This window comes from Rhodococcus sp. NPDC057529 (assembly GCF_042802055.1).
Taxonomy (GTDB): domain Bacteria; phylum Actinomycetota; class Actinomycetes; order Mycobacteriales; family Mycobacteriaceae; genus Rhodococcus_F.
This window is the reverse complement of record NZ_JBHVEY010000001.1, coordinates 313,894-332,457: the sequence shown is the minus strand read 5'-3', so window position 1 is coordinate 332,457 and position 18,564 is coordinate 313,894. Positions and strand designations below refer to the sequence as shown.

18 protein-coding genes are annotated in these 18,564 nt (G+C 68.2%); 15 read left to right on the top strand and 3 right to left on the bottom strand.

Features of this window, described 5'->3' with window-relative positions; all coding sequences use genetic code 11:
- Positions 1-45 precede the first annotated feature (45 nt).
- Genes fadD3 through ACFU5V_RS01535 form a run of 5 tightly spaced genes read left to right on the top strand, consistent with a single transcriptional unit; the run spans position 46 to position 5,634 of the window.
- Positions 46-1,593 (top strand): 3-[(3aS,4S,7aS)-7a-methyl-1,5-dioxo-octahydro-1H-inden-4-yl]propanoyl:CoA ligase, encoded by a 1,548-nt coding sequence (gene fadD3, locus ACFU5V_RS01555; RefSeq protein ID WP_378696300.1) that lies wholly within the window; start codon positions 46-48, stop codon positions 1,591-1,593.
- Entirely contained in the window at positions 1,590-2,462 is an 873-nt protein-coding gene (locus ACFU5V_RS01550) for an enoyl-CoA hydratase (RefSeq protein ID WP_378696298.1), read from the top strand. Before fadD3 ends, ACFU5V_RS01550 begins: the two co-directional genes overlap by 4 nt.
- The gene (locus ACFU5V_RS01545; RefSeq protein ID WP_378696296.1) at positions 2,463-3,623 is read left to right on the top strand and encodes an acyl-CoA dehydrogenase family protein; all 1,161 of its coding nucleotides are present in this window, start codon (positions 2,463-2,465) and stop codon (positions 3,621-3,623) included.
- Positions 3,620-4,588: an acyl-CoA dehydrogenase family protein gene (locus ACFU5V_RS01540; protein WP_378696294.1), complete on the top strand. Its 969-nt coding sequence runs from the start codon at positions 3,620-3,622 to the stop codon at positions 4,586-4,588. The genes ACFU5V_RS01545 and ACFU5V_RS01540 overlap by 4 nt, the downstream gene beginning before the upstream one ends.
- The gene (locus ACFU5V_RS01535; RefSeq protein WP_378696292.1) at positions 4,585-5,634 is read left to right on the top strand and encodes an acyl-CoA dehydrogenase family protein; all 1,050 of its coding nucleotides are present in this window, start codon (positions 4,585-4,587) and stop codon (positions 5,632-5,634) included. The genes ACFU5V_RS01540 and ACFU5V_RS01535 overlap by 4 nt, the downstream gene beginning before the upstream one ends.
- 51 nt (positions 5,635-5,685) lie before the next feature.
- Here the strand turns inward: ACFU5V_RS01535 and ACFU5V_RS01530 are convergent, their stop codons facing one another.
- Entirely contained in the window at positions 5,686-6,498 is an 813-nt protein-coding gene (locus ACFU5V_RS01530; RefSeq protein ID WP_378696290.1) for an HAD family hydrolase, read from the bottom strand.
- A 66-nt stretch (positions 6,499-6,564) separates the two neighbouring features.
- Here ACFU5V_RS01530 and ACFU5V_RS01525 point away from each other — a divergent pair, with 66 nt between their 5' ends.
- Positions 6,565-7,446, top strand: coding sequence for an aldo/keto reductase (locus ACFU5V_RS01525; RefSeq protein WP_378433359.1), 882 nt, complete (start codon positions 6,565-6,567; stop codon positions 7,444-7,446).
- A 66-nt stretch (positions 7,447-7,512) separates the two neighbouring features.
- On the opposite strand, the gene ACFU5V_RS01520 is transcribed toward ACFU5V_RS01525, so the two are convergent.
- A complete protein-coding gene (locus tag ACFU5V_RS01520; protein WP_378696288.1) occupies positions 7,513-8,688 on the bottom strand; it encodes a cytochrome P450 in 1,176 nt (391 codons plus the stop codon).
- Between the two features lie 141 nt (positions 8,689-8,829).
- Here ACFU5V_RS01520 and ACFU5V_RS01515 point away from each other — a divergent pair, with 141 nt between their 5' ends.
- The 3 genes from ACFU5V_RS01515 (at position 8,830) to ACFU5V_RS01505 (ending at position 10,635) form a co-directional block, all read left to right on the top strand.
- Positions 8,830-9,681 (top strand): SDR family oxidoreductase, encoded by an 852-nt coding sequence (locus tag ACFU5V_RS01515; protein WP_378696286.1) that lies wholly within the window; start codon positions 8,830-8,832, stop codon positions 9,679-9,681.
- Positions 9,678-10,406 carry an acetoacetate decarboxylase family protein gene (locus tag ACFU5V_RS01510; protein ID WP_378696284.1) on the top strand — a complete coding sequence of 243 codons (729 nt, stop codon included), beginning with the start codon at positions 9,678-9,680 and terminating at the stop codon, positions 10,404-10,406. Before ACFU5V_RS01515 ends, ACFU5V_RS01510 begins: the two co-directional genes overlap by 4 nt.
- A 64-nt stretch (positions 10,407-10,470) precedes the next feature.
- On the top strand, positions 10,471-10,635 hold the full coding sequence (locus tag ACFU5V_RS01505) for a hypothetical protein (protein ID WP_378696282.1): 165 nt from the start codon (positions 10,471-10,473) through the stop codon (positions 10,633-10,635).
- Positions 10,636-10,662: 27 nt separating this feature from the next.
- On the opposite strand, the gene ACFU5V_RS01500 is transcribed toward ACFU5V_RS01505, so the two are convergent.
- Entirely contained in the window at positions 10,663-11,550 is an 888-nt protein-coding gene (locus tag ACFU5V_RS01500; protein WP_378696281.1) for a LysR family transcriptional regulator, read from the bottom strand.
- Between the two features lie 110 nt (positions 11,551-11,660).
- On the opposite strand from ACFU5V_RS01500, the gene ACFU5V_RS01495 reads away from it, so the two are divergent.
- The 6 genes from ACFU5V_RS01495 (at position 11,661) to ACFU5V_RS01470 (ending at position 18,449) form a co-directional block, all read left to right on the top strand.
- Positions 11,661-13,142: an aldehyde dehydrogenase family protein gene (locus ACFU5V_RS01495; protein ID WP_378696279.1), complete on the top strand. Its 1,482-nt coding sequence runs from the start codon at positions 11,661-11,663 to the stop codon at positions 13,140-13,142.
- The gene (locus ACFU5V_RS01490) at positions 13,139-14,857 is read left to right on the top strand and encodes a hypothetical protein (RefSeq protein ID WP_378696277.1); all 1,719 of its coding nucleotides are present in this window, start codon (positions 13,139-13,141) and stop codon (positions 14,855-14,857) included. Before ACFU5V_RS01495 ends, ACFU5V_RS01490 begins: the two co-directional genes overlap by 4 nt.
- Complete coding sequence (locus ACFU5V_RS01485; RefSeq protein ID WP_378696275.1) at positions 14,857-15,861, top strand: membrane dipeptidase; 1,005 nt, start codon at positions 14,857-14,859, stop codon at positions 15,859-15,861. Before ACFU5V_RS01490 ends, ACFU5V_RS01485 begins: the two co-directional genes overlap by 1 nt.
- The gene (locus tag ACFU5V_RS01480) at positions 15,858-16,595 is read left to right on the top strand and encodes a hypothetical protein (RefSeq protein WP_378696273.1); all 738 of its coding nucleotides are present in this window, start codon (positions 15,858-15,860) and stop codon (positions 16,593-16,595) included. Before ACFU5V_RS01485 ends, ACFU5V_RS01480 begins: the two co-directional genes overlap by 4 nt.
- Positions 16,592-16,981, top strand: coding sequence for a RidA family protein (locus tag ACFU5V_RS01475; protein WP_378696271.1), 390 nt, complete (start codon positions 16,592-16,594; stop codon positions 16,979-16,981). The genes ACFU5V_RS01480 and ACFU5V_RS01475 overlap by 4 nt, the downstream gene beginning before the upstream one ends.
- A 127-nt stretch (positions 16,982-17,108) precedes the next feature.
- Positions 17,109-18,449 carry an MFS transporter gene (locus tag ACFU5V_RS01470; protein ID WP_378696269.1) on the top strand — a complete coding sequence of 447 codons (1,341 nt, stop codon included), beginning with the start codon at positions 17,109-17,111 and terminating at the stop codon, positions 18,447-18,449.
- The last annotated feature ends 115 nt before the right edge of the window (positions 18,450-18,564 follow it).

Genomic DNA, 18,564 nt, shown 5'->3' with positions numbered 1-18,564 from the left:
TGTAAGATAACCTACCAAGCACTTGCTAGGTAGGTAGGGAGCCCAGTGACCGAACATCCGAGAACCATCCCGTCCGCCGTCATCCACGCCGCGCGTGCATACGGCGAGCTTCCGGCGGTGTCCGACGGCGACGTCCGTCTGACCTTCACACAACTGCACGACCGTGTCCGCGATTTCGCCGCCGCACTCTGCTCGCAGGACGTGCGGCCCGGCGACCACGTCGCGGTGTGGTCGCCCAACACGTATCACTGGGTGGTCGCCGCGCTCGGCATCCACTACGCCGGCGCGACGCTCGTCCCGATCAACACCCGGTACACCGCACCGGAGACCCTCGACATCCTCGAGCGCACCAAGACGACCGCACTCGTCGTCGCGGGCAACTTCCTCGGCACCGACCGGTACGCGTCGCTGCGCGACGAGTCGAGCACCCTCGACCTGCCGACGGTCGTCCGCGTGCCCGTCGACGGCGGCGACGCCCCGGCCCCGGGTGTCGTCGACTTCGACGACTTCCTCGCCCTCGCCGACGAGGACACCCGCGCCGAGGCCGACGCCCGCGCGGCCGCCGTCTCCCCCGACGACGTCTCCGACGTCATGTTCACGTCGGGCACCACGGGCCGCAGCAAGGGGGTGATGAGCGCGCACCGGCAGTCGGTGGGCATCGCCCGGGCGTGGGGTGAGTGCGCGGAGGTGACGTCGGACGACAACTACCTCATCATCAACCCGTTCTTCCACACCTTCGGCTACAAGGCCGGGTTCCTGGTGTGCCTGCTGAACGGGGTCACCGTGGTGCCGATGGCCGTGTTCGACGTCCCCAAGGTGATGGCGACCGTGCACGACGAGCAGATCACCGTGCTGCCCGGCGCCCCCACGATCTTCCAGTCGATCCTCGACCACCCCGACCGCCCGAAGTACGACCTCTCCAGCCTGCGGGTCGCGATCACCGGCGCGGCCGCCGTGCCCGTCGCCCTGGTCGAACGCATGCAGTCGGAACTCAGCTTCGACGCCGTCCTCACCGCCTACGGCCAGACCGAGGCCGTGGTGGTCACCATGTGCCGGACCGACGACGACCCGGTGACCGTCTCGACCACGTCCGGTCGCGCGATTCCCGGGATGGAGGTCCGGATCGGTGACCACGGCGAGATCCTGGTGCGCGGCGAGAACGTGATGCTCGGCTATCTCGACGACCCCGAAGCGACGGCCAAGACCATCGACGCCGACGGCTGGCTGCACACCGGCGACGTCGGCACGCTCGACGACCGCGGGTACGTCGACATCACCGACCGCCTCAAGGACATGTACATCTCCGGCGGGTTCAATGTGTATCCCGCTGAGGTGGAGAACGCCCTTGCCAGGCTCGACGGTGTCGCGGAGTCTGCCGTCATCGGTGTTGCCGACCAGCGGATGGGCGAGGTCGGGCGCGCGTTCGTCGTGGCGAAGGCGGGTACCGCGCTCGCCGAGGACGACGTGATCGCGTTCTGCAAGGAGCGCCTCGCCAACTTCAAGGTGCCCCGGTCGGTGCGCTTCGTCGACTCCCTCCCCCGGAACCCCTCCGGGAAGGTCATGAAAAACGTTCTGCGTGAGGAGAAGAAATGACGGTTCCGGACGAGGGTGACGTCGTCACCTACGACGTGCGCGACGGTGTCGCTTTCGTGACGCTCAACCGCCCCGACTACCGCAACGCCCAGAACTCGGTGATGACGTATGCCCTGGACGCCGCGTTCGAGCGGGCCGTCGAGGACGACGACGTGAAGGTGATCGTCCTCGCAGGCAACGGCAAGCACTTCAGTGCCGGGCACGACATCGGGACCCCGGGCCGCGACCATCACGTCCATTACGACAACAAGGCCGTGATGTGGTGGGACCACGTCGACAAGCCCGGCGGCGACCAGCGCTACGCCCGCGAGATGGAGGTGTATCTCGGGATGTGCCGTCGGTGGCGGGAGATCCCGAAGCCGACGATCGCGATGATCCAGGGCGCCTGCATCGCCGGCGGTCTGATGCTGGCGTGGGTGTGCGACCTGATCGTGGCGTCCGACGACGCCTTCTTCTCCGATCCGGTCGTACGTATGGGCATTCCCGGGGTCGAGTACTTCGCGCACCCGTGGATGCTGGGACCGCGGTTCGCGAAGGAAATCCTGTACACCGGTGACCGGTTCACCGCGCAGCGCGCGTACGAGGTGGGGATGGTCAACCGCGTCGTGCCGCGCGAGGACCTCGAGGCGGAGACCCTGGCGATCGCCGGCCGCATCGCCGCGATGCCCCGGTTCGGTCTCGCGCTCACCAAGAAGGCCGTCAACCAGTGCGAAGACCAGATGGGCATGCGGAACGGCATGGACTCGGTGTTCGGCCTGCATCACTTCGCGCACGCACACAACGCCGAGGTCGACACGGATTCCCTCGGCGGTATGGACGCGAAGTCGATGGCGGCGAGCGCCCGCAACTCGAACGAAGGAGCCAAGTAAGTGGATCTCGAGTTCGACGACGCCACCGTCGCCTTCCGCGAGGAGGTGCGAACCTTTCTGCGCGACAACGTTCCCGCCGAGCCGCTGCCGTCGATGGACACGGCGGAGGGTTTCGAGGCGCACCGCGAGTGGGAACGCACCCTCGCCGACGCCCGGCTGTCGGTCGTGTCGTGGCCGGAGGAACTGGGCGGACGCGACGCGTCGCTGCTGGAATGGGTGGTGTTCGAGGAGGAGTACTACCGCTCCGGTGCGCCCGGGCGGGTCAGCCAGAACGGCATCTTCCTGCTCGCCCCGACGCTGTTCGAGCACGCGAACGGCGAACAGCTGGCGCGGATCATGCCGCGCATGGCCCGCTCCGACGACATCTGGGCGCAGGCATGGTCGGAGCCCGAGTCGGGCAGCGACCTCGCGTCGCTCCGCTCCACCGCCCGCCGCGTCGACGGCGGCTGGGTACTGAACGGGCAGAAGACGTGGAGTTCGCGGGCGAGTTTCGCGGACTGGGGTTTCGGGCTGTTCCGATCCGACCCGGACGCGCAGCGGCACAAAGGCATCACGTACTTCATGTTCGACCTGCGGTCGCAGGGTGTCACCGTTCGCCCGATCGACCAGCTCGACGGCGAACCCGGTTTCGCGGAGATCTTCCTCGAGGACGTCTTCGTGCCGGACGACCCGGCAAACCCCGGCGAGTCGGGGGTGATCGGCGGCGTGAACGAGGGCTGGCGGGTGGCGATGAGCACCGCGTCGAACGAGCGCGGACTGTCGCTGCGCAGCCCCGGACGGTTCCTTGCCACGGTGGACCGGCTGGTCGCGCTGTTCGAGACCTCCGGCCGCACCGACGACACCGCGTTGCGCGACCGGGTCGCCGACGCCTGGATCGGCGCCCGCGCCTACCAGCTGAACACGTTCGGCACCGTCACCCGGCTCGCGGACGGCGGGCAACTGGGCGCCGAGTCGTCGATCAACAAGGTGTTCTGGTCGGAGTGGGACATCGCCACGCACGAGACCGCGCTCGAACTGCAGGGCGCCTCGGCGGAGCTCGCGGACAACTGGACGGACGGCTACCTGTTCTCCCTGTCCGGCCCGATCTACGCCGGCACCAACGAGATTCAGAAGAACGTGATCGCCGAGCGCCTGCTCGGCCTACCGAAGGCGGATCGATGAGATTCACACTCGACTCCTCCCATCAGGACTTCGCGTCCAGTATCGACGCGCTGCTGTCGAAGGCCGACATGCCGGCGGTGATCCGGTCGTGGAACACCGGCGACACCGGCCCGGGCCTGAAGGTGTGGCAGCACCTCGCCGAGACGGGCGTGAACGGATTGCTGGTGTCCGAGGAACACGACGGACTCGGCGCAGACGCCGTCGACCTCGTGGTGGCCGTCGAACAACTCGGACGCCATGCCGTTCCCGGACCGGTGGCCGAGACCGTCGCCGTCGCACCGGCGCTGCTCGCGCAGGCGGATCCGGACCGGTTGTCGGCGTTGGCCTCCGGGTTGCTCGCCACGGTTGCCGCGGCGCCGCATGTACCGTTCGCGGTGGACGCGGACTCGGCCGATCTGGTCCTGCTGGTCGACGGCACGACGCTGAACCTCGGACAGGCCAGTGCGGTGCAGAACTCGGTGGACCAGTCGCGGCGGTTGTTCCCGCTGACCGCCGGCGAGACCCTCGGTGACGTGGACTTCGGGCAGGCATTCGATCTCGGCGCCCTCGCGACCGCGGCACAACTGCAGGGGCTCGGGCAGACCCTGCTCGACGTCACCACCGACTACGCCAAGCAGCGCAAGCAGTTCGGCAAGCCGATCGGACAGTTCCAGGCCATCAAGCATCACCTGGCGGAAGTGGCTGTCGGGCTGGAGATGTCGCGGCCGCTACTGCACGGTGCGGCGCTGGCCGTGCGGGACGGGTCCGCCGACAGTTCCCGGGACGTCTCGGCCGCGAAGGTGGCGTGCGGAGATGCCGCGTACCGGGCGGCGCGGGTGGCGCTGCAGGTGCACGGCGCCATCGGGTACACGCAGGAGCACGATCTGTCGCTGTGGCTGACGAAGGTCCGTGCGCTCGTGTCCGCTTGGGGCACACCGGCCTTCCACCGCGGACGCGTCGTCGATTCGCTGGTGGAGGCGTCATGAGTTTCGACAACGAGGAACGGTCCGCGCTCCGGTCGTCGGTCCGGGATCTGCTGGGTAAGCATTCAGACTCCGCCGCCGTCCGCCGGGCGATCACCACCGAGCACGGCTACGACAATACGCTGTGGTCGAAGTTGTGCGAGCAGATCGGTGTCGCCGCGCTCGCCGTTCCGGAGAAGTACGACGGCGTCGGGGCGTCGCTGCTGGAAGTCCATGTGGTGCAGGAAGAGCTGGGCCGCACGCTGACGCCGTCGCCGATGCTCGGCAGCGCGGTGCTGGCCGCGCAGGCGCTCGTGTTGTCGGGCGACGACGACGCGTGCGCCCGGCTGCTCCCCGGCATCGCGGCGGGCTCGGTGGCGGCACTGTGCTGGGCGGGTGCGGACGGCTGGTCCGGTTTCGGCGTGACGGCGTCGGGCGAGACGCTGTCGGGGACGGCGTCGTACGTCCTCGGCGGTGACGTCGCGGACGTGCTGCTGGTCCTCACGTCCGAAGGCCTGTTCGAGGTCGACCCGGCCGCGGACGGCGTCACCCGGCGTCGGGTGCCGGCGATGGACCCGACGCGCACGCTGTCGGAGGTCGTGTTCGACGGCGTCGTGGCACGCAGGCTCGTCTCCCCCACCGACCTCGTCGAGCAGGTACGTACCGTCGCGCTGGTCGCGCTGTCGGCGGAACAGGTCGGCGCGGCGGCGGCGGCGCTGGAGCAGACGGTCGAATATGCGAAGTCGCGCAAACAGTTCGGGCGTGCCATCGGATCGTTCCAGGCACTGAAACACCGCATGGCCGACATGTACGCGCTCGTCGAGACGTCCCGGTCGATGTCGTACGCGGCGGCGCTGTCGGGGACGCACGACGATGCCGTCGTCGCGAAGGTGTACTGCTCGGAGGCGCTTCAGAACGTCGCGGCCGAGGCCATCCAACTGCACGGCGGCATCGCCATCACGTGGGAGCACGACGCGCAGTTGTACTTCAAACGCGCGCACGGGAGCGCACAGCTGTTCGGGCAGCCGCGCGACTACCTCGCCGAGCTCGCTACCGCCGCCGGACTGTAGGCGGCTCCGCCGCCCGTGCGTGGTTGAAGAGTCTCTGCACTCGTCAACCACTCACGGGCGCAGCCCCTCCAGGTAGCTGGCGACCCCGTCCTCGTCGTTGCTGGGCAGGACGTGGTCGGCGAGGGCCAGGACTTCCGGCAGCGCGTTGGACGGGCACAGCGCCGTGCCCGCCCACGTCAGCATCGGGACGTCGTTGATGGCGTCGCCGGCGACGGCGACCTCTGCCGTCGAGATCCCGTCGACCGCGCACAGTTCGGCGAGCGCACTCGCCTTGGACACACCGGATGCCGCCATCTCGACGTACGGTGCGCCGGAATGCGTCAGTTCGACGCCGTCGACGCCGGCCGCCACCGCCGCGCGGTACAGGTCCGCGCTCGGAATCTCGGGGTGCCGGGCGACGATCTTCACCATCGGCTCGTCGATGTCCGGCAGCAGTTCCGACAGCATCATCTCGTGCGGATGCCGGTGGTGGTCGGCGAACTCGCACAGCGCCGCATACGCCGGTTCGGCGACGAAGCGCGTCGCGCCGATGTTCGCGAACACGACACCGGGCATCAGCGTCCGCACCCGGTCCATCGCCGCCGCGGCCGACGCCATCGCGATGGTCGTCGTCGCCGTGATCACCGGGGTCCCGTCGGCCAGGTCGAGAACCACCGCCCCGTTCGCGCAGATCGCCTTGCCGCGGAATCCACACGACTGCGCGAGTTCGTGCACCGAGTGCCGGGCGCGGGCCGTGGCCCACACCACCTCGACCCCCGACCGTCGGGCGTCCTCCATGGCCTTCGCGGTGCGCGGGGAGATCGTGCGGTCCGACCGCAGCAGGGTGCCGTCGAGGTCCGTCGCCAATAGCCGAATTCGGGTCACCTCCGCATGATGCCAGGCGGCGAATGTACCCCTCACGCCCCCACGACAGTCGATAGCCTGGACAGCATGAGTCCTCGAGTACCCAGCATCGTGCTGAATTCCGGAACCATCGTCCCCCAGCTCGGCTTGGGGGTCTGGCAGGCCGACAACGACGAGACCGAACACGCCGTCGGATTCGCCCTGGACGAGGCGGGTTACCGGCACATCGACACGGCCGCCGCATACGGCAACGAGGAAGGTGTGGGCCGCGGGATCGCGAACTCGGGCGTCGCCCGCGAAGACATCTTTCTCACCACCAAGTTGTGGAACTCCGATCAGGGGTACGAGCCGGCGTTGAAAGCGTTCGACGCCAGCCTCGGACGTCTCGGCGTCGAGTACGTCGACCTGTACCTGATCCATTGGCCGCTGCAGGACGACGACCGCATCCTCCGCACGTGGGATGCGCTGGAGAAGATCGCCGAGTCCGGGCGCGCGAAGGCGATCGGTGTGTGCAATTTCGAGCCGCGTCACCTGCAGTTGCTGATCGACCGGGGCGGCGTCGTCCCGGCGGTCGATCAGGTGGAGTTGCACCCGCACCTGGCGCAGCAGGAGGTCCGGAATTACGCCGTCGACCACGGCATCGCCGTCGAATCGTGGAGTCCGCTCGGCGGCACCAGCAACTCGGGGTGGGGCGACGACTCCAAGCCGAACGTCCTGCTCACCGATCCGATCATCACCCGCATCGGCGACCGGCACAGCAAGTCCGCAGCCCAGGTGCTGATCCGCTGGCACTTGCAGAGCGGGCTGATCGTCATCCCCAAGTCGGTCCACGAGTCGCGGATCCGGGAGAACATCGACGTGTTCGATTTCGAACTCAGCGAGCAGGATCTCAGCGAGATCGAGACGATGGACGACGGCGCCCGCGTCGGTGCGCACCCGGACGAGTTGAACATCGGCGCCCCGGAGTAGGCGCTTCGCGCTCGTGCGCGGTTAGCGAGTCCAGAGACTCCTTAACCACTCACGAGCCCGAAGGGCCTATACCTTCACCGGCATCTCCTCGAGCCCGGACACGAAGTTGGCGGGACGACGCCGCAGCGGGGTGTCGTCGACGAGCATCATGTCGGGCAGCCGCGACAGCAGTTGCTCGAACATGATCTTCGCTTCGAGCCGGGCGAGTTGGTTGCCGAGGCAGAAGTGGGTGCCGAAGCCGAATGCGACGTGCGGGTTCGGTGACCGTCCGATGTCGAAGACGTCGGGGTCGTGGAATACCGCCTCGTCGAAGTTGGCGGATTCGAAGAGCAGCATCATCTTCTCGCCCTCGCGGAGGGCGGTTCCGAAGAAGTCGACGTCGCGGGTGACGGTGCGGCACATGTTCTTGATCGGCGACGACCAGCGCAGCATCTCCTCGACCGCCGTTGGGATGCCGCCGGGGTCGTTCACGAGACGTGCCTGCTGTTCGGGGTGGCGCAGCAGTTGTTCCATGCCGCCGCTGAGGACGTGCCGGGTGGTCTCGTCGCCGCCGATGAGGATCAGCAGGGTTTCGCCGACGATATCCGCATCGCTGAGCCGGTGCCCGTCGATTTCGCTGTGCACGAGGATGCTGGTGAGGTCGTCCGTCGGGTTCTGCCGCCGTTCCTCGATGGTGCGGAGGGTGAACTCGTTGAACGCCAGGTAGGCGTCGGCCTGCGCCTGCAGTCCTTCCGGGGTGGCGTTGCTGCCGAGCGCGTTCATCAGGTCGTCGGACCACTGCAGGAACAGGTCGCGTTCCTGGGGGCGCACGCCGAGCATGTCTCCGACGACGGCCATCGGGAGCGGCGCCGCCAGATCGCGCACGAAGTCGACGTTCTCCTTGTCGCAGGCGGCGTCGATGAGGTGGTCGCAGATCTCGCGGATCCGGCCGACCTTCGCCTCGACCTGTTTGCGGGTGAAGCCGGCGTTGACGAGGCGGCGATGCTGCAGGTGCTGGGGGTCGTCCATGTCGATCATCTGGGGTAGCGGGCCCACCCCGGGCCGGATTCCGCCCGCGTTCGAGAACAACTCCGGATCGCGTTCGGCGGCCAGGACGGCCTCGTACGACGCGGCGCCGAGAATACCCTCGGCCCGGTACACCGGTTCGTGGGCGCGCATCCAGGCGTATGCCTGCCGGGGGTCACCGAGTTCGCCCGAGTAGAACCGTCCGTCGATGAGATCGAATTCCGGCCTGTCCGTCATCGAGACGCTCCTCCGCATTGAATCCCGCCGTTCGTGCCCCGATAATAGAACGTGTTCCTACGATGGCGCAGTGGTATAGCAGCAGTTTTCACAGATCCATGGCTCGAAAATTGACACGAGTTCTATTCCCTGGAGGTGTGCGTGGTTACCAACGACGGCAGCAGCGGGCTCGCGAAGACGTCCGTACTCGTCACCGGCGGCGGCAGTGGCATCGGACTGGGCATCGCCACCGCGCTGGCCGCCGAGGGCGTCCACGTCACGATCTGTGGTCGGAACGAGGAGAAACTGGCACGCGCGGCGGAACAGATCAGCGGCGACAATCCCGCGGGGACGGTCGACGCGGTGACGGCCGACGTCACGAACGAGGACGACGTCGCCCGCGCGGTCGCGAAGGCGAGCGAACGCACCGGTCGGCTCGACGGCGCCGTCACCTGCGCGGGCGGCAACGAAACGGTCGGGCCCGTGACCCAACTCGACGTCGACGCCTGGCGCAGAACGGTCGACCTCAACGTCACCGGCACGATGCTGACGATCAAGCACGCCGCCCGGGCACTGGTCGCCGGGGGCGGCGGTTCCATCGTCACCATCTCCTCGATCGCGAGCAGCAACACGCACCGCTGGTTCGGCGCGTACGGCCCGTCGAAGGCGGGCGTCGACAACCTGACGCGACTCGCCGCCGACGAACTCGGGGCCAGCAACGTCCGGGTCAACTGCATCCGCCCCGGACTGACCCGTACCGACCTCGTCGCGCTCATCACCGACGGCGGACCCGTCCTGGACGACTACCTGGCCAACACGCCGATCTCGCGGGTCGGCGAGGTCACCGACATCGCCGCGCTCGCCAAGTTCCTCCTCGGCCCCGACTCCACCTGGATCACGGGTCAGATCATCAACGTCGACGGCGGCCAGATGCTGCGGCGCGGCCCCGACTTCGGGTCGATGTTCGAGCCCATGTTCGGCGCCGACGGCCTGCGCGGGGTGGTCGCGCCGTGACGTCGCATCAAGTTCTGGGCAAGCAGGTCGACATGCCCGTGCAGATCCGGGCCGCGTCGGCGTTCACGGCGATGTATTCGGTGCCGACCGCCGCGGCCCAGACGCTGATCGACTCCACCGGACTGGAGATCCTGCAGTTCCGGCCCGGGCGCGGTGTGTGCGTGCTGGTGTTCGTCGACTACGTGGACGGCGACCTCGGCCCGTACAACGAATTCGGGGTGTCGTTCCTCGTCCGCGACCACCGGGCCGCCGGCACCTCGGTCCCGCAGGACCTGAAGGCGCTGGCCCGGGGCCGGGCCGGTGCGCTGATCCACCACCTGCCGGTCGACGGCGACTTCACCCTGGCCGCCGGCCGCGGCATCTGGGGGTTCCCGAAGATCCTCGCCCATTTCGACGCCGACCACTCCGGGTCCGTCAAACGCGGGTCGGTGAGTCAGGGTGGTCGGCTGATCGCCCAATTGAGCGTCAAGCAGGGCATTCCGGTGCCGGGTTCGGGCGCGAGTACGTCGCTCGCCGCGTACTCGCACCTCGACGGACTGACCCGGTTCACCACCTGGAACATGAGCCCGACCGGCGTCCGCTCCCGGCCGGGAGGCGGGGAACTGAAACTGGGCAGCCACCCGATCGCCGACGAACTGCGGTCGCTCGGGCTTCCGAAGCGGGCGCTCCTCACGTCGTCGATTCCCGACCTGAGGATGACGTTCGGGGACGCGCAGCCCGTCTGACAGGTGAGTGGCGAAGTGTGCGCGGGGACGCTTTGCCACTCACCTGGGAGGGGTTCAGCACCCGGTGGGCCAACAGGTCACCGTCGAGTTCGCCACCGGACACCCGCGCAACAACCCGCGCCGTGGGAGAACGGTTCTCGAGAGGGTGCAGCACTTCAGCGACAGCCGGGACGCGGCGGGAGCGGTCACCTCGTTCACCGCGACGTCGAACGACTTCGACGTCGAGTAGCCGCCCGGAACCCGATCGTCCCGGACGCTAGGACAGGTCCAGCGCGGTCGCCACGTCGAGGAAGTGCCGGATCGCCGGGATCTGTTGCCGGTCGGCGCGATACGCGACCGACACCGTCGACACCGCCTGCGCGTCGGAGAGTGCGACGTACCGGAGGTCCGGGAGGTGCAGAGCCCGGAGGCTGGCCGGCACGATGGTGACTCCTGTGTTCGCCGCCACCAGCCCGAGGAGGGTGGGAAACTGGACGGCCTCCTGGGCGGCGTCCAGCCGGAAGCCCGCGTGATGGCACAGGGCGGCGATGTGGTCGTACAGCCGCGACACCTGGCCGCGCGGAAACGTGAGGAACCGTTCGTCGCGCAGTTCCACGAGCCGCACCGACTCCCGGCCGGCGAAGGGATGCGACGAGTGCATCGCCACCAGCAGAGGCTCGCGGGTCAGCGGCCGGACCACGATGCCGTCCGCGCGGTCGACTTCGCGGACCAGCCCGATGTCGAGGTTGCCGTCGGCGATCGCCGACAGCTGGCGGTCGGTCGTCGATTCGGACAGTTCCACCTGAACTCCGGGCCACTCCTTCTGCAGGGCCAGCACGGTCGCGGGGACGATCCGCAGTGCCGCGGAACTGACGAATCCGATGCGGAGCAGTCCCACCTCCCCGTGCGCGACCTGTTCCACCGCGGCGAGCGCGTGATCGGCTTCCGCCAGGACGCGCCTGCCCTCGTCCAGCAGCACCCGGCCCGCGTCGGTGAGCTCGACGCGTCGCGTCGTCCGCTCGAACAGGGTGGTGCGCAGTTCTTTCTCGAACTTGCTGATCTGCTGACTGAGCGCGGGCTGCGCGATGTGCAGGCGTTCGGCGGCGCGCCTGAAGTTCATCTCCTCGGCCACCGTGACGAAGTATCGAAGCTGCCGCAGTTCCACCCGATTGATACTTGCAACTTATCAGTCGGTTGACAATAGGTACTTCTGCACCATGGTCGCCGCGCCTAGCGTTGAAGGCACCGAATTACCAGCCCTTCGAGGAGTCAGCAGTGGAGCACCATCTCACCGCACCAGACACGGACACCCGTCTCCGCCACCTGATCGGCGGCGAGTGGGTGGACGGCGACGGTCCGGTCGCAGCGACGACGAACCCGGCCGACGAGACGGTCGTCGCGGAATACCATCCGGCCGACAGCCAGCTCCTCGACGCGGCGGTGGCTGCCGCGGTGTCGGCACGCCGCGAGTGGGACGACCGCGGAATCATCGCACGCGGACTCGTCCTCCGCCGGGCGGCCGAGATCCTCGCCGAGCGTGCCGACGCGATCGCGGAACTCATGACCCGGGAGCAGGGAAAGACGCTCCCCGAATCGCGGGCCGAGGTGGGAGCCACCGTCGAGACCCTGCACTACCACGCGGCGCAGGCGCGCAACGCCGACGGCGCCACCTACCCGTCGTCCCATCCCGACGAGGTGATCCGCACGGTCCGCCGACCGCTCGGCGTGGTCGCCGCGATCACCCCGTGGAACTTCCCGCTGCAGATTCCGGCGTGGAAGCTCGCGCCGGCGCTGCTGTGGGGCAACACGGTGGTCTGGAAACCCGCCAGCGACACGGTGGCGGTCGCGACAGCCTTCGCCGAAGCCCTTGCTGCAGCAGGGGTTCCGTCCGGGGTCCTCAACATGATCCTGGGCCCGGGGACGATCGGCGCCGAACTGGTGGCGCGGGAGGAGATCTCGGGAGTGACCTTCACCGGATCGGTTCCGGTGGGCAGGTCGATCCAGGCCGCCGCGGTTCCGCGCGGCGCGAAGGTGCAGATGGAACTCGGCGGGCACAACGCGGCCATCGTGCTCCCCGACGTCGATCCGAGGGACGCAGCGACGGTCCTGATCGCCGGGGCAATGGGAAGCAGTGGCCAGAAGTGCACGGCGACGCGGAGGATCATCGCCGTCGGCGACGCCTATGACGACCTCGTGCCCGAACTCGTCGCACGGGTCGAACAATTGGTCGTCGGCGACGGGCTTGCCCCCGAGTCTCAGATCGGACCGCTCGTCTCCGCCCGCGCGGCAAAGGAAGTGACGGCCGCGATCGACCAGGCGCTGTCCGAGGGCGCGGAACTGCTGGGGTCTGCTCCACTCCCCACGTCGGGTGCGGCGTTCGTGGCCCCGACGCTGCTCGCCGGCACGCCGGCGCTGACCATCAGCCGGGAAGAGGTGTTCGGTCCGGTCACCCTCGTCTTGCGTGCGGACGATCTCGACGAGGCCATCGACCTCGCGAACGCGACGTCGTTCGGTCTCACCGCCGCCGTATTCACGTGCGACGAGCGGGTCGCCCGCCGCTGCATCCGGGACCTCGACGCCGGCCTGATCAAAGTCAACGCACCCAACACCGGCTCCGAACTGCACGCTCCCTTCGGCGGACTCAAGGATTCGTCGTTCCCCGCGCCCCGCGAGCAGAACGCCGCGACGAGCGCCGAGTTCTTCACGTGGAGCAAGATCGCCTACTCCCGCACCGGAACACCGAGGAGCGAGGCATGAGACCGACCGAACTGCTGCGGCGGACGCAGACATCCGCCCGGTCGCCCGAACAGGTTCTGGACCCGGCCGACATGGGAGCCGCCCGCTACACCCGGCACAGCTTCGCCCGGTCCTTCCTCAGAACCGCGGCCGCCGAGAACTGGCGGGTGGAACGCGAGCGGTGGGACGTCGGCGCCGACGGCCGCGGCGAGGTCGTGTACCGCGTCGTGATCGGCGGCCGGGAGGTGAGATTCGTCGTGTTCTCGACGACCCTCGCCGAGAGCGACCGAACGGACCGCGTCATCGCCAAGGCGTGGGACGTCACCGCAGCCTTGATCGAAGGTCCGCTCACCGAGAGTCGTTCGCGTGCACTGCGAATGCAGGTGCCGCGGCAGGAAGAAGGCCGAGCGGACGACGGCACCCTCATCTGGACCCGGGCGAACCGCAGTGCACGGTTCTTCGACTACGTCGCCGATCGCTTGTCCGCGGGCGGCCAACCGGACATCGCGACGATGGGCGACGCCGCCTACATCCTGCGGAGCACCGCGTTCTACAGCAACGGAAAATTCGGGCTGGCAGATTTCGATCGGCTCGGTGCCGACCATCCCCTGCGACTGCCGTACCGGGCACACATGCTGACTGCCTGGTTGCTGCGTGAATTCAGCTACGACCTGGTCGAGCACTGCGCCCGGGCCCGGAACCCGCGGGCGGCGCGGCTGTCCGGAGACTGGCGACGCTACCTCGGACTCGGCAATGCGACCGGTCTCGGCATGGTGCCGTACGTCGTCAATCATCCGCAGGTGCTCGACGCCTGGTGCGCCACCCGCGAACTGCCCCTCGCCCACGCGCTGGCGCAGACGACCGCGCCCGGCGGCCCGCGGATCCACCGCGCCCGAGACCTGCTCGACCGTGCCGCGCTCTACTTCGGCGAGAGAGCAGACATGCCGACCGCGCCCTTCGTCACCTGCGGCGAGATCGCCTCCCAACTCGACGTGCTCCACGGCGCGCTGTCCGAGTACATCGGGTCGGGGACCGTCGGCGGGACGCCGACCGACCACGCCTGGCGGGCGCTGCACGACCGGGCCGCGTCCATCGGCGCGGAGGCCCGCGGAGTGATGGACTCCGTGATCGTCGAGGTCCATCCGGAACTCGACACCGAGGTCGAGGAATTGCTGTGCTGCGATCAGCGACTGGCCGTCGAACCGGCGCAGACCTGCGCCGAACTCCGCGCCGTCCTCCGGGACCGTTACGCGTGGGTGGAGCGGTTCGACTTCGACGATCCCGACGAGCAGGCCCATTTCTGGTTCTCGTCCGAGAACAACGAGGAGCCGCGACGGGGACGCCGCGGTGCCGATCCGGGCGAGCACGTCGAGCATCCGATCGATGTCGCCCGATCCGTGACCGCCCTGGAACGCGATCTGGCGTCCGTCGGCGACGACACCACTGTCGCCGCGTTTCTCGTCGAACACCCGCGGCACCGCGGCATCGTCGCCCGCGTCCAGACGCTCACCGGCGTCCCGTACGCGGAGGCCCACGACAACCTGCTCGGCCGGAACTTCCTGCCCCTGAATCTACAGCGCTTCCAGCTGGCGATGTACGGGATGGACAACTACATGCCGCAATCGACCGACTGGCTCCGGGTGACGCTCTACTCGGGAGCCCCACGGGCCGAAGACGTCGCCGCCGGGGTGGACGACGACTGGATCTTCACCCGCAAGCCGCGAAAGGACGCCTAGTGCACACGCTCACACACTCCGACCTGCTGGTGGTCGACGGACTCCAGATCAACAATTGGGACCGGAAGGTCCTCGAAGAATTGCGCGCCGGTGGCGTCACCGGCGTGAATGCCACCTGCGCGGTGTGGGACGGTCCGGCCGACACGCTAGGCGCCGTCGCACAGTGGTATCAGCTCGCCGCCGACAACGACGACATCGTCACCCTCGCGGAAACCTCCGACGACATTCGCAACGCGAAGCGGGACAACCGGATCGCCGTGCTGCTCGGGTTCCAGAATTCGTCGCCGTTCGGGGACGACTACCGCATGGTGGAGATCTTCCACCGACTGGGGGTGCGCGTCGCGCAGCTCACCTACAACATTCAGAACCTGGCGGGCGGCGCCTGCTACGACGAGCATGATTCCGGACTCACCGCGTTCGGGCGCATCATGATCGCGGAGATGAATCGGGTCGGCATGCTCGTCGACCTCTCCCACGTCGGGAACCGCACCTGTCTGGACGCGATCGACGCATCGCGCACACCCGTCGCGATCACGCATTCGAACCCGACCTGGTTCGTCGACAGTCCCCGCAACAAGCCGGACGAGGTCATCGACGCGCTGGCCGCACGCGGCGGTGTGATCGGCTGCTGCCTCTACCCGAATGTCCTGGGAGGGGAAGCCACGTCCAGCGCTGATTTCGCGGTCATGGTCGCGCGGCTCGTCGACCAGATCGGTCCCGACCACGTCGCGATCGGCAGTGACTGCACCCGCAACTGGTCGGAGGACTACGTCGCGTGGTTGCGGAACGGTCGCTGGCGACCGCCCAGCCAGAATCCGGTCGAACCCGAGTGGCCGATGTGGCCGAACTGGTTCTCGGGCCCGGCGGACTTCCCGGTTCTCACCGAATGCCTGCAGAAGGTCGGCCTCGACGACGCGACCATCGCGATGGTCCTCGGCGAGAACTGGTTGCGCATCTTCGACGACGTCTTCCCCGGACTGCCCGAATCACAGGAACGCCGATGACCGACATGCTCACCCACACCCTCGAAGACGACACCACTCTCCTACCGGGAAACCGAATCAGGCTGTCGGTACGGGAAGTTCGCGAGACGGCATTCCGCGCCCTCTACGCCGCGGGCGTCAGCGCGGGCGAAGCCGGCGGCGCGGCCGACGTCGTGACGGCGATGCAACTCCACGCCCGCAACGGCATCGACACACTCCTGGCGACGATCGCCGAACTCGAGTCACCGAACGGGGCCGCCGACGTCACGCTGACGAGAAGCCCGGAAGTCGACATCGTCGACCGGTCACCGCGGAGCGCACTGCTCACGGGTCCCCTGGCGGTCGATCTGGCCCTGTCGCAGTCTCGTCCGGTTCTCCTGCCCCGGATCGTCGATCACGACGCCGCCGCCTGGTACGCCCTGCACGCCGTCTCCCGGTCCGGTGCCACGCTGTGCCTCGTCACACTCGACGACGGTGGGCGCCCGGCCGGCGCGACCGTCGTGACGGGGGCGGGCGACATGTACCGCGACGTCGCCGCCGCGGCGCTCACCACCGACGTACCGGCCATCGGCGCGGGAACCCTCCTCCGGACCGCGCCGCCCGCTGCACACCTGTCCCGTCCCGTCCACACCGCCTCCGAACGCGAGACGCGTTACCGCCACGCCGTCTCCTACGGCGTATTCGTCGACGCCGCGACGTGGTCGCGCGCCTACGAACTCGGCAGGCGATTCCTCGTCCCGGAGGCACATTCGTGACCGATCAGCGTGAACTCGTCCCACATCCCGCCGGCACCGAGCGACCGTACGCGCGGGCGGCGGTGTTCGCCGGCACCATCTGGGCCTGCGGGCAGATCCCCACCACCGCGGACGGACGGACCCCGACCGCGATCGGCGACCAGGTCCGGGTCGCGCTCGACAATCTGGAGGCCACCCTCCACGCTGCGGGTGGTGGCCTGCGCACCCTGCTGAAGGCCACGGTGTACCTGGCCGACCTGTCGGAGTTCGATGAATACAACACCGCGTATCTGGCCCGGCTGGACGGCATTCCCCTGCCGCCGCGGACGACGGTCGAGGTTGCTCGGTTCCGCGGCGACAAGCGAATCGAGATCGACGGGATCGCGGCCGTCGACCCGGCGAATTGATAAGCACAGAGCATGAATTGGTAGGAGATTGGTAATTCCGCGCCGCCAATTCTCTTCCTACTGTGGCAGCAACCACATCACGTGGGGACACACCCTCAAGCCCACACCCCCCGATGGGATTCCTCAGATGAACCTCGACACCACCGTCTCCGCCCGATCGGGCGTCACACTGGACAGCGCCACGCTCAACGGCTTTCACGCCAAACTCGCCCTCTTCTCCTCGGGCGGCCCCTTCCTCGACGGCTACATCCTCAGCATCATCGGCATCGCGATGGTGCAGATCCAGGCACAGTGGGACATGAGCGCACTGTGGGCCGGTCTCATCGGATCCTCCGCGCTCATCGGGGTGTTCCTCGGTGGGGCCGTGTTCGGTGCGGTGACCGATCGGATCGGCCGGAAGTTGATGTACACCATCGACCTGATCGTGATCATCGTCTGCTCGGTGCTGCAGTTCTTCGCCGCGGACGAGATGCAGTTGTTCATACTGCGCTTGATCATCGGCATCGCGGTCGGCGCCGACTATCCGATCGCCACCGCGCTGGTGACGGAATTCGCGCCGAAGGCGTGGCGTGCCAAACTCGTCGGCGGCCTCAACGCCATGTGGTTCGTCGGCGCAACGGCGGCCGCGTTCGTCGGATACCTGCTGCTCAGCAACCCCGACGGATGGAAGTGGATGCTGCTCTCCTCCGCGATTCCCGCCACCCTGATCGTCGTCGCACGCACGAGCATCCCGGAGTCTCCCCGGTGGCTGCTGAGCAAGGGGCGGTCCGACGAGGCACTGACCGTGCTGCAAAAGACGATCGGGGCGGATGCCACGCTGGACGACCTGCCCGACGAAGAGGGAAGCACGTCCCTCCGCGGAGTGATGCGCGGCGGATACCTGAAGCGCGTCGTGTTCATCTCGGTCTTCTGGACGTGCACGATCGTGACACTGTTCGCCATCTACGCTTTCGGCCCGCAGATCCTCGAACTCTTCAACCTCGGTTCCGGAAATCTCGCCCACATCGGATACGGCCTCATCAACCTGTTCTTCCTGATCGGCAACGTCGTCGCACTGCTCCTCGTCGATCGACTGGGGCGACGGCCGATCCTGATCTGGGGTTTCGTGCTCTCCGGCCTCGGACTGCTGTTCCTCGCGATCGAGCCGGACGCGGGCCTGTGGGTGATCGCATTCGCGTTCGCGATCTATGCGCTCTTCAACGGCGGACCCTCCATCCTCGAATGGATCTACCCCAACGAACTGTTCCCCACCGAGGTGCGGGCCACCGCCGTCGGCCTGTGCACGGGAATCAGCCGGATCGGTGCGGCGATCGGCACGTTCGCCACCCCGTGGGCGCTGTCCAACCTCGGACTCTCCGCAACGATGTACATCGCCGCGGGTATCGCCGGAGTGGGCGCACTCGTCAGCTTCCTCATGGCCCCGGAGACTCGGGGAACGGACCTGAGCGACGCGGCGTCACTGCGCTGAGTTCTCCCCGAACCCGGCGCTTCCCCCCGGGACGGGGCCCCAGCCGCCACGGAGCCTTCCCTTCCCCCCCCCCCCCCCCCCCCCCCAGGCCTCCCCCCCCCACCTCCTCCCTCCT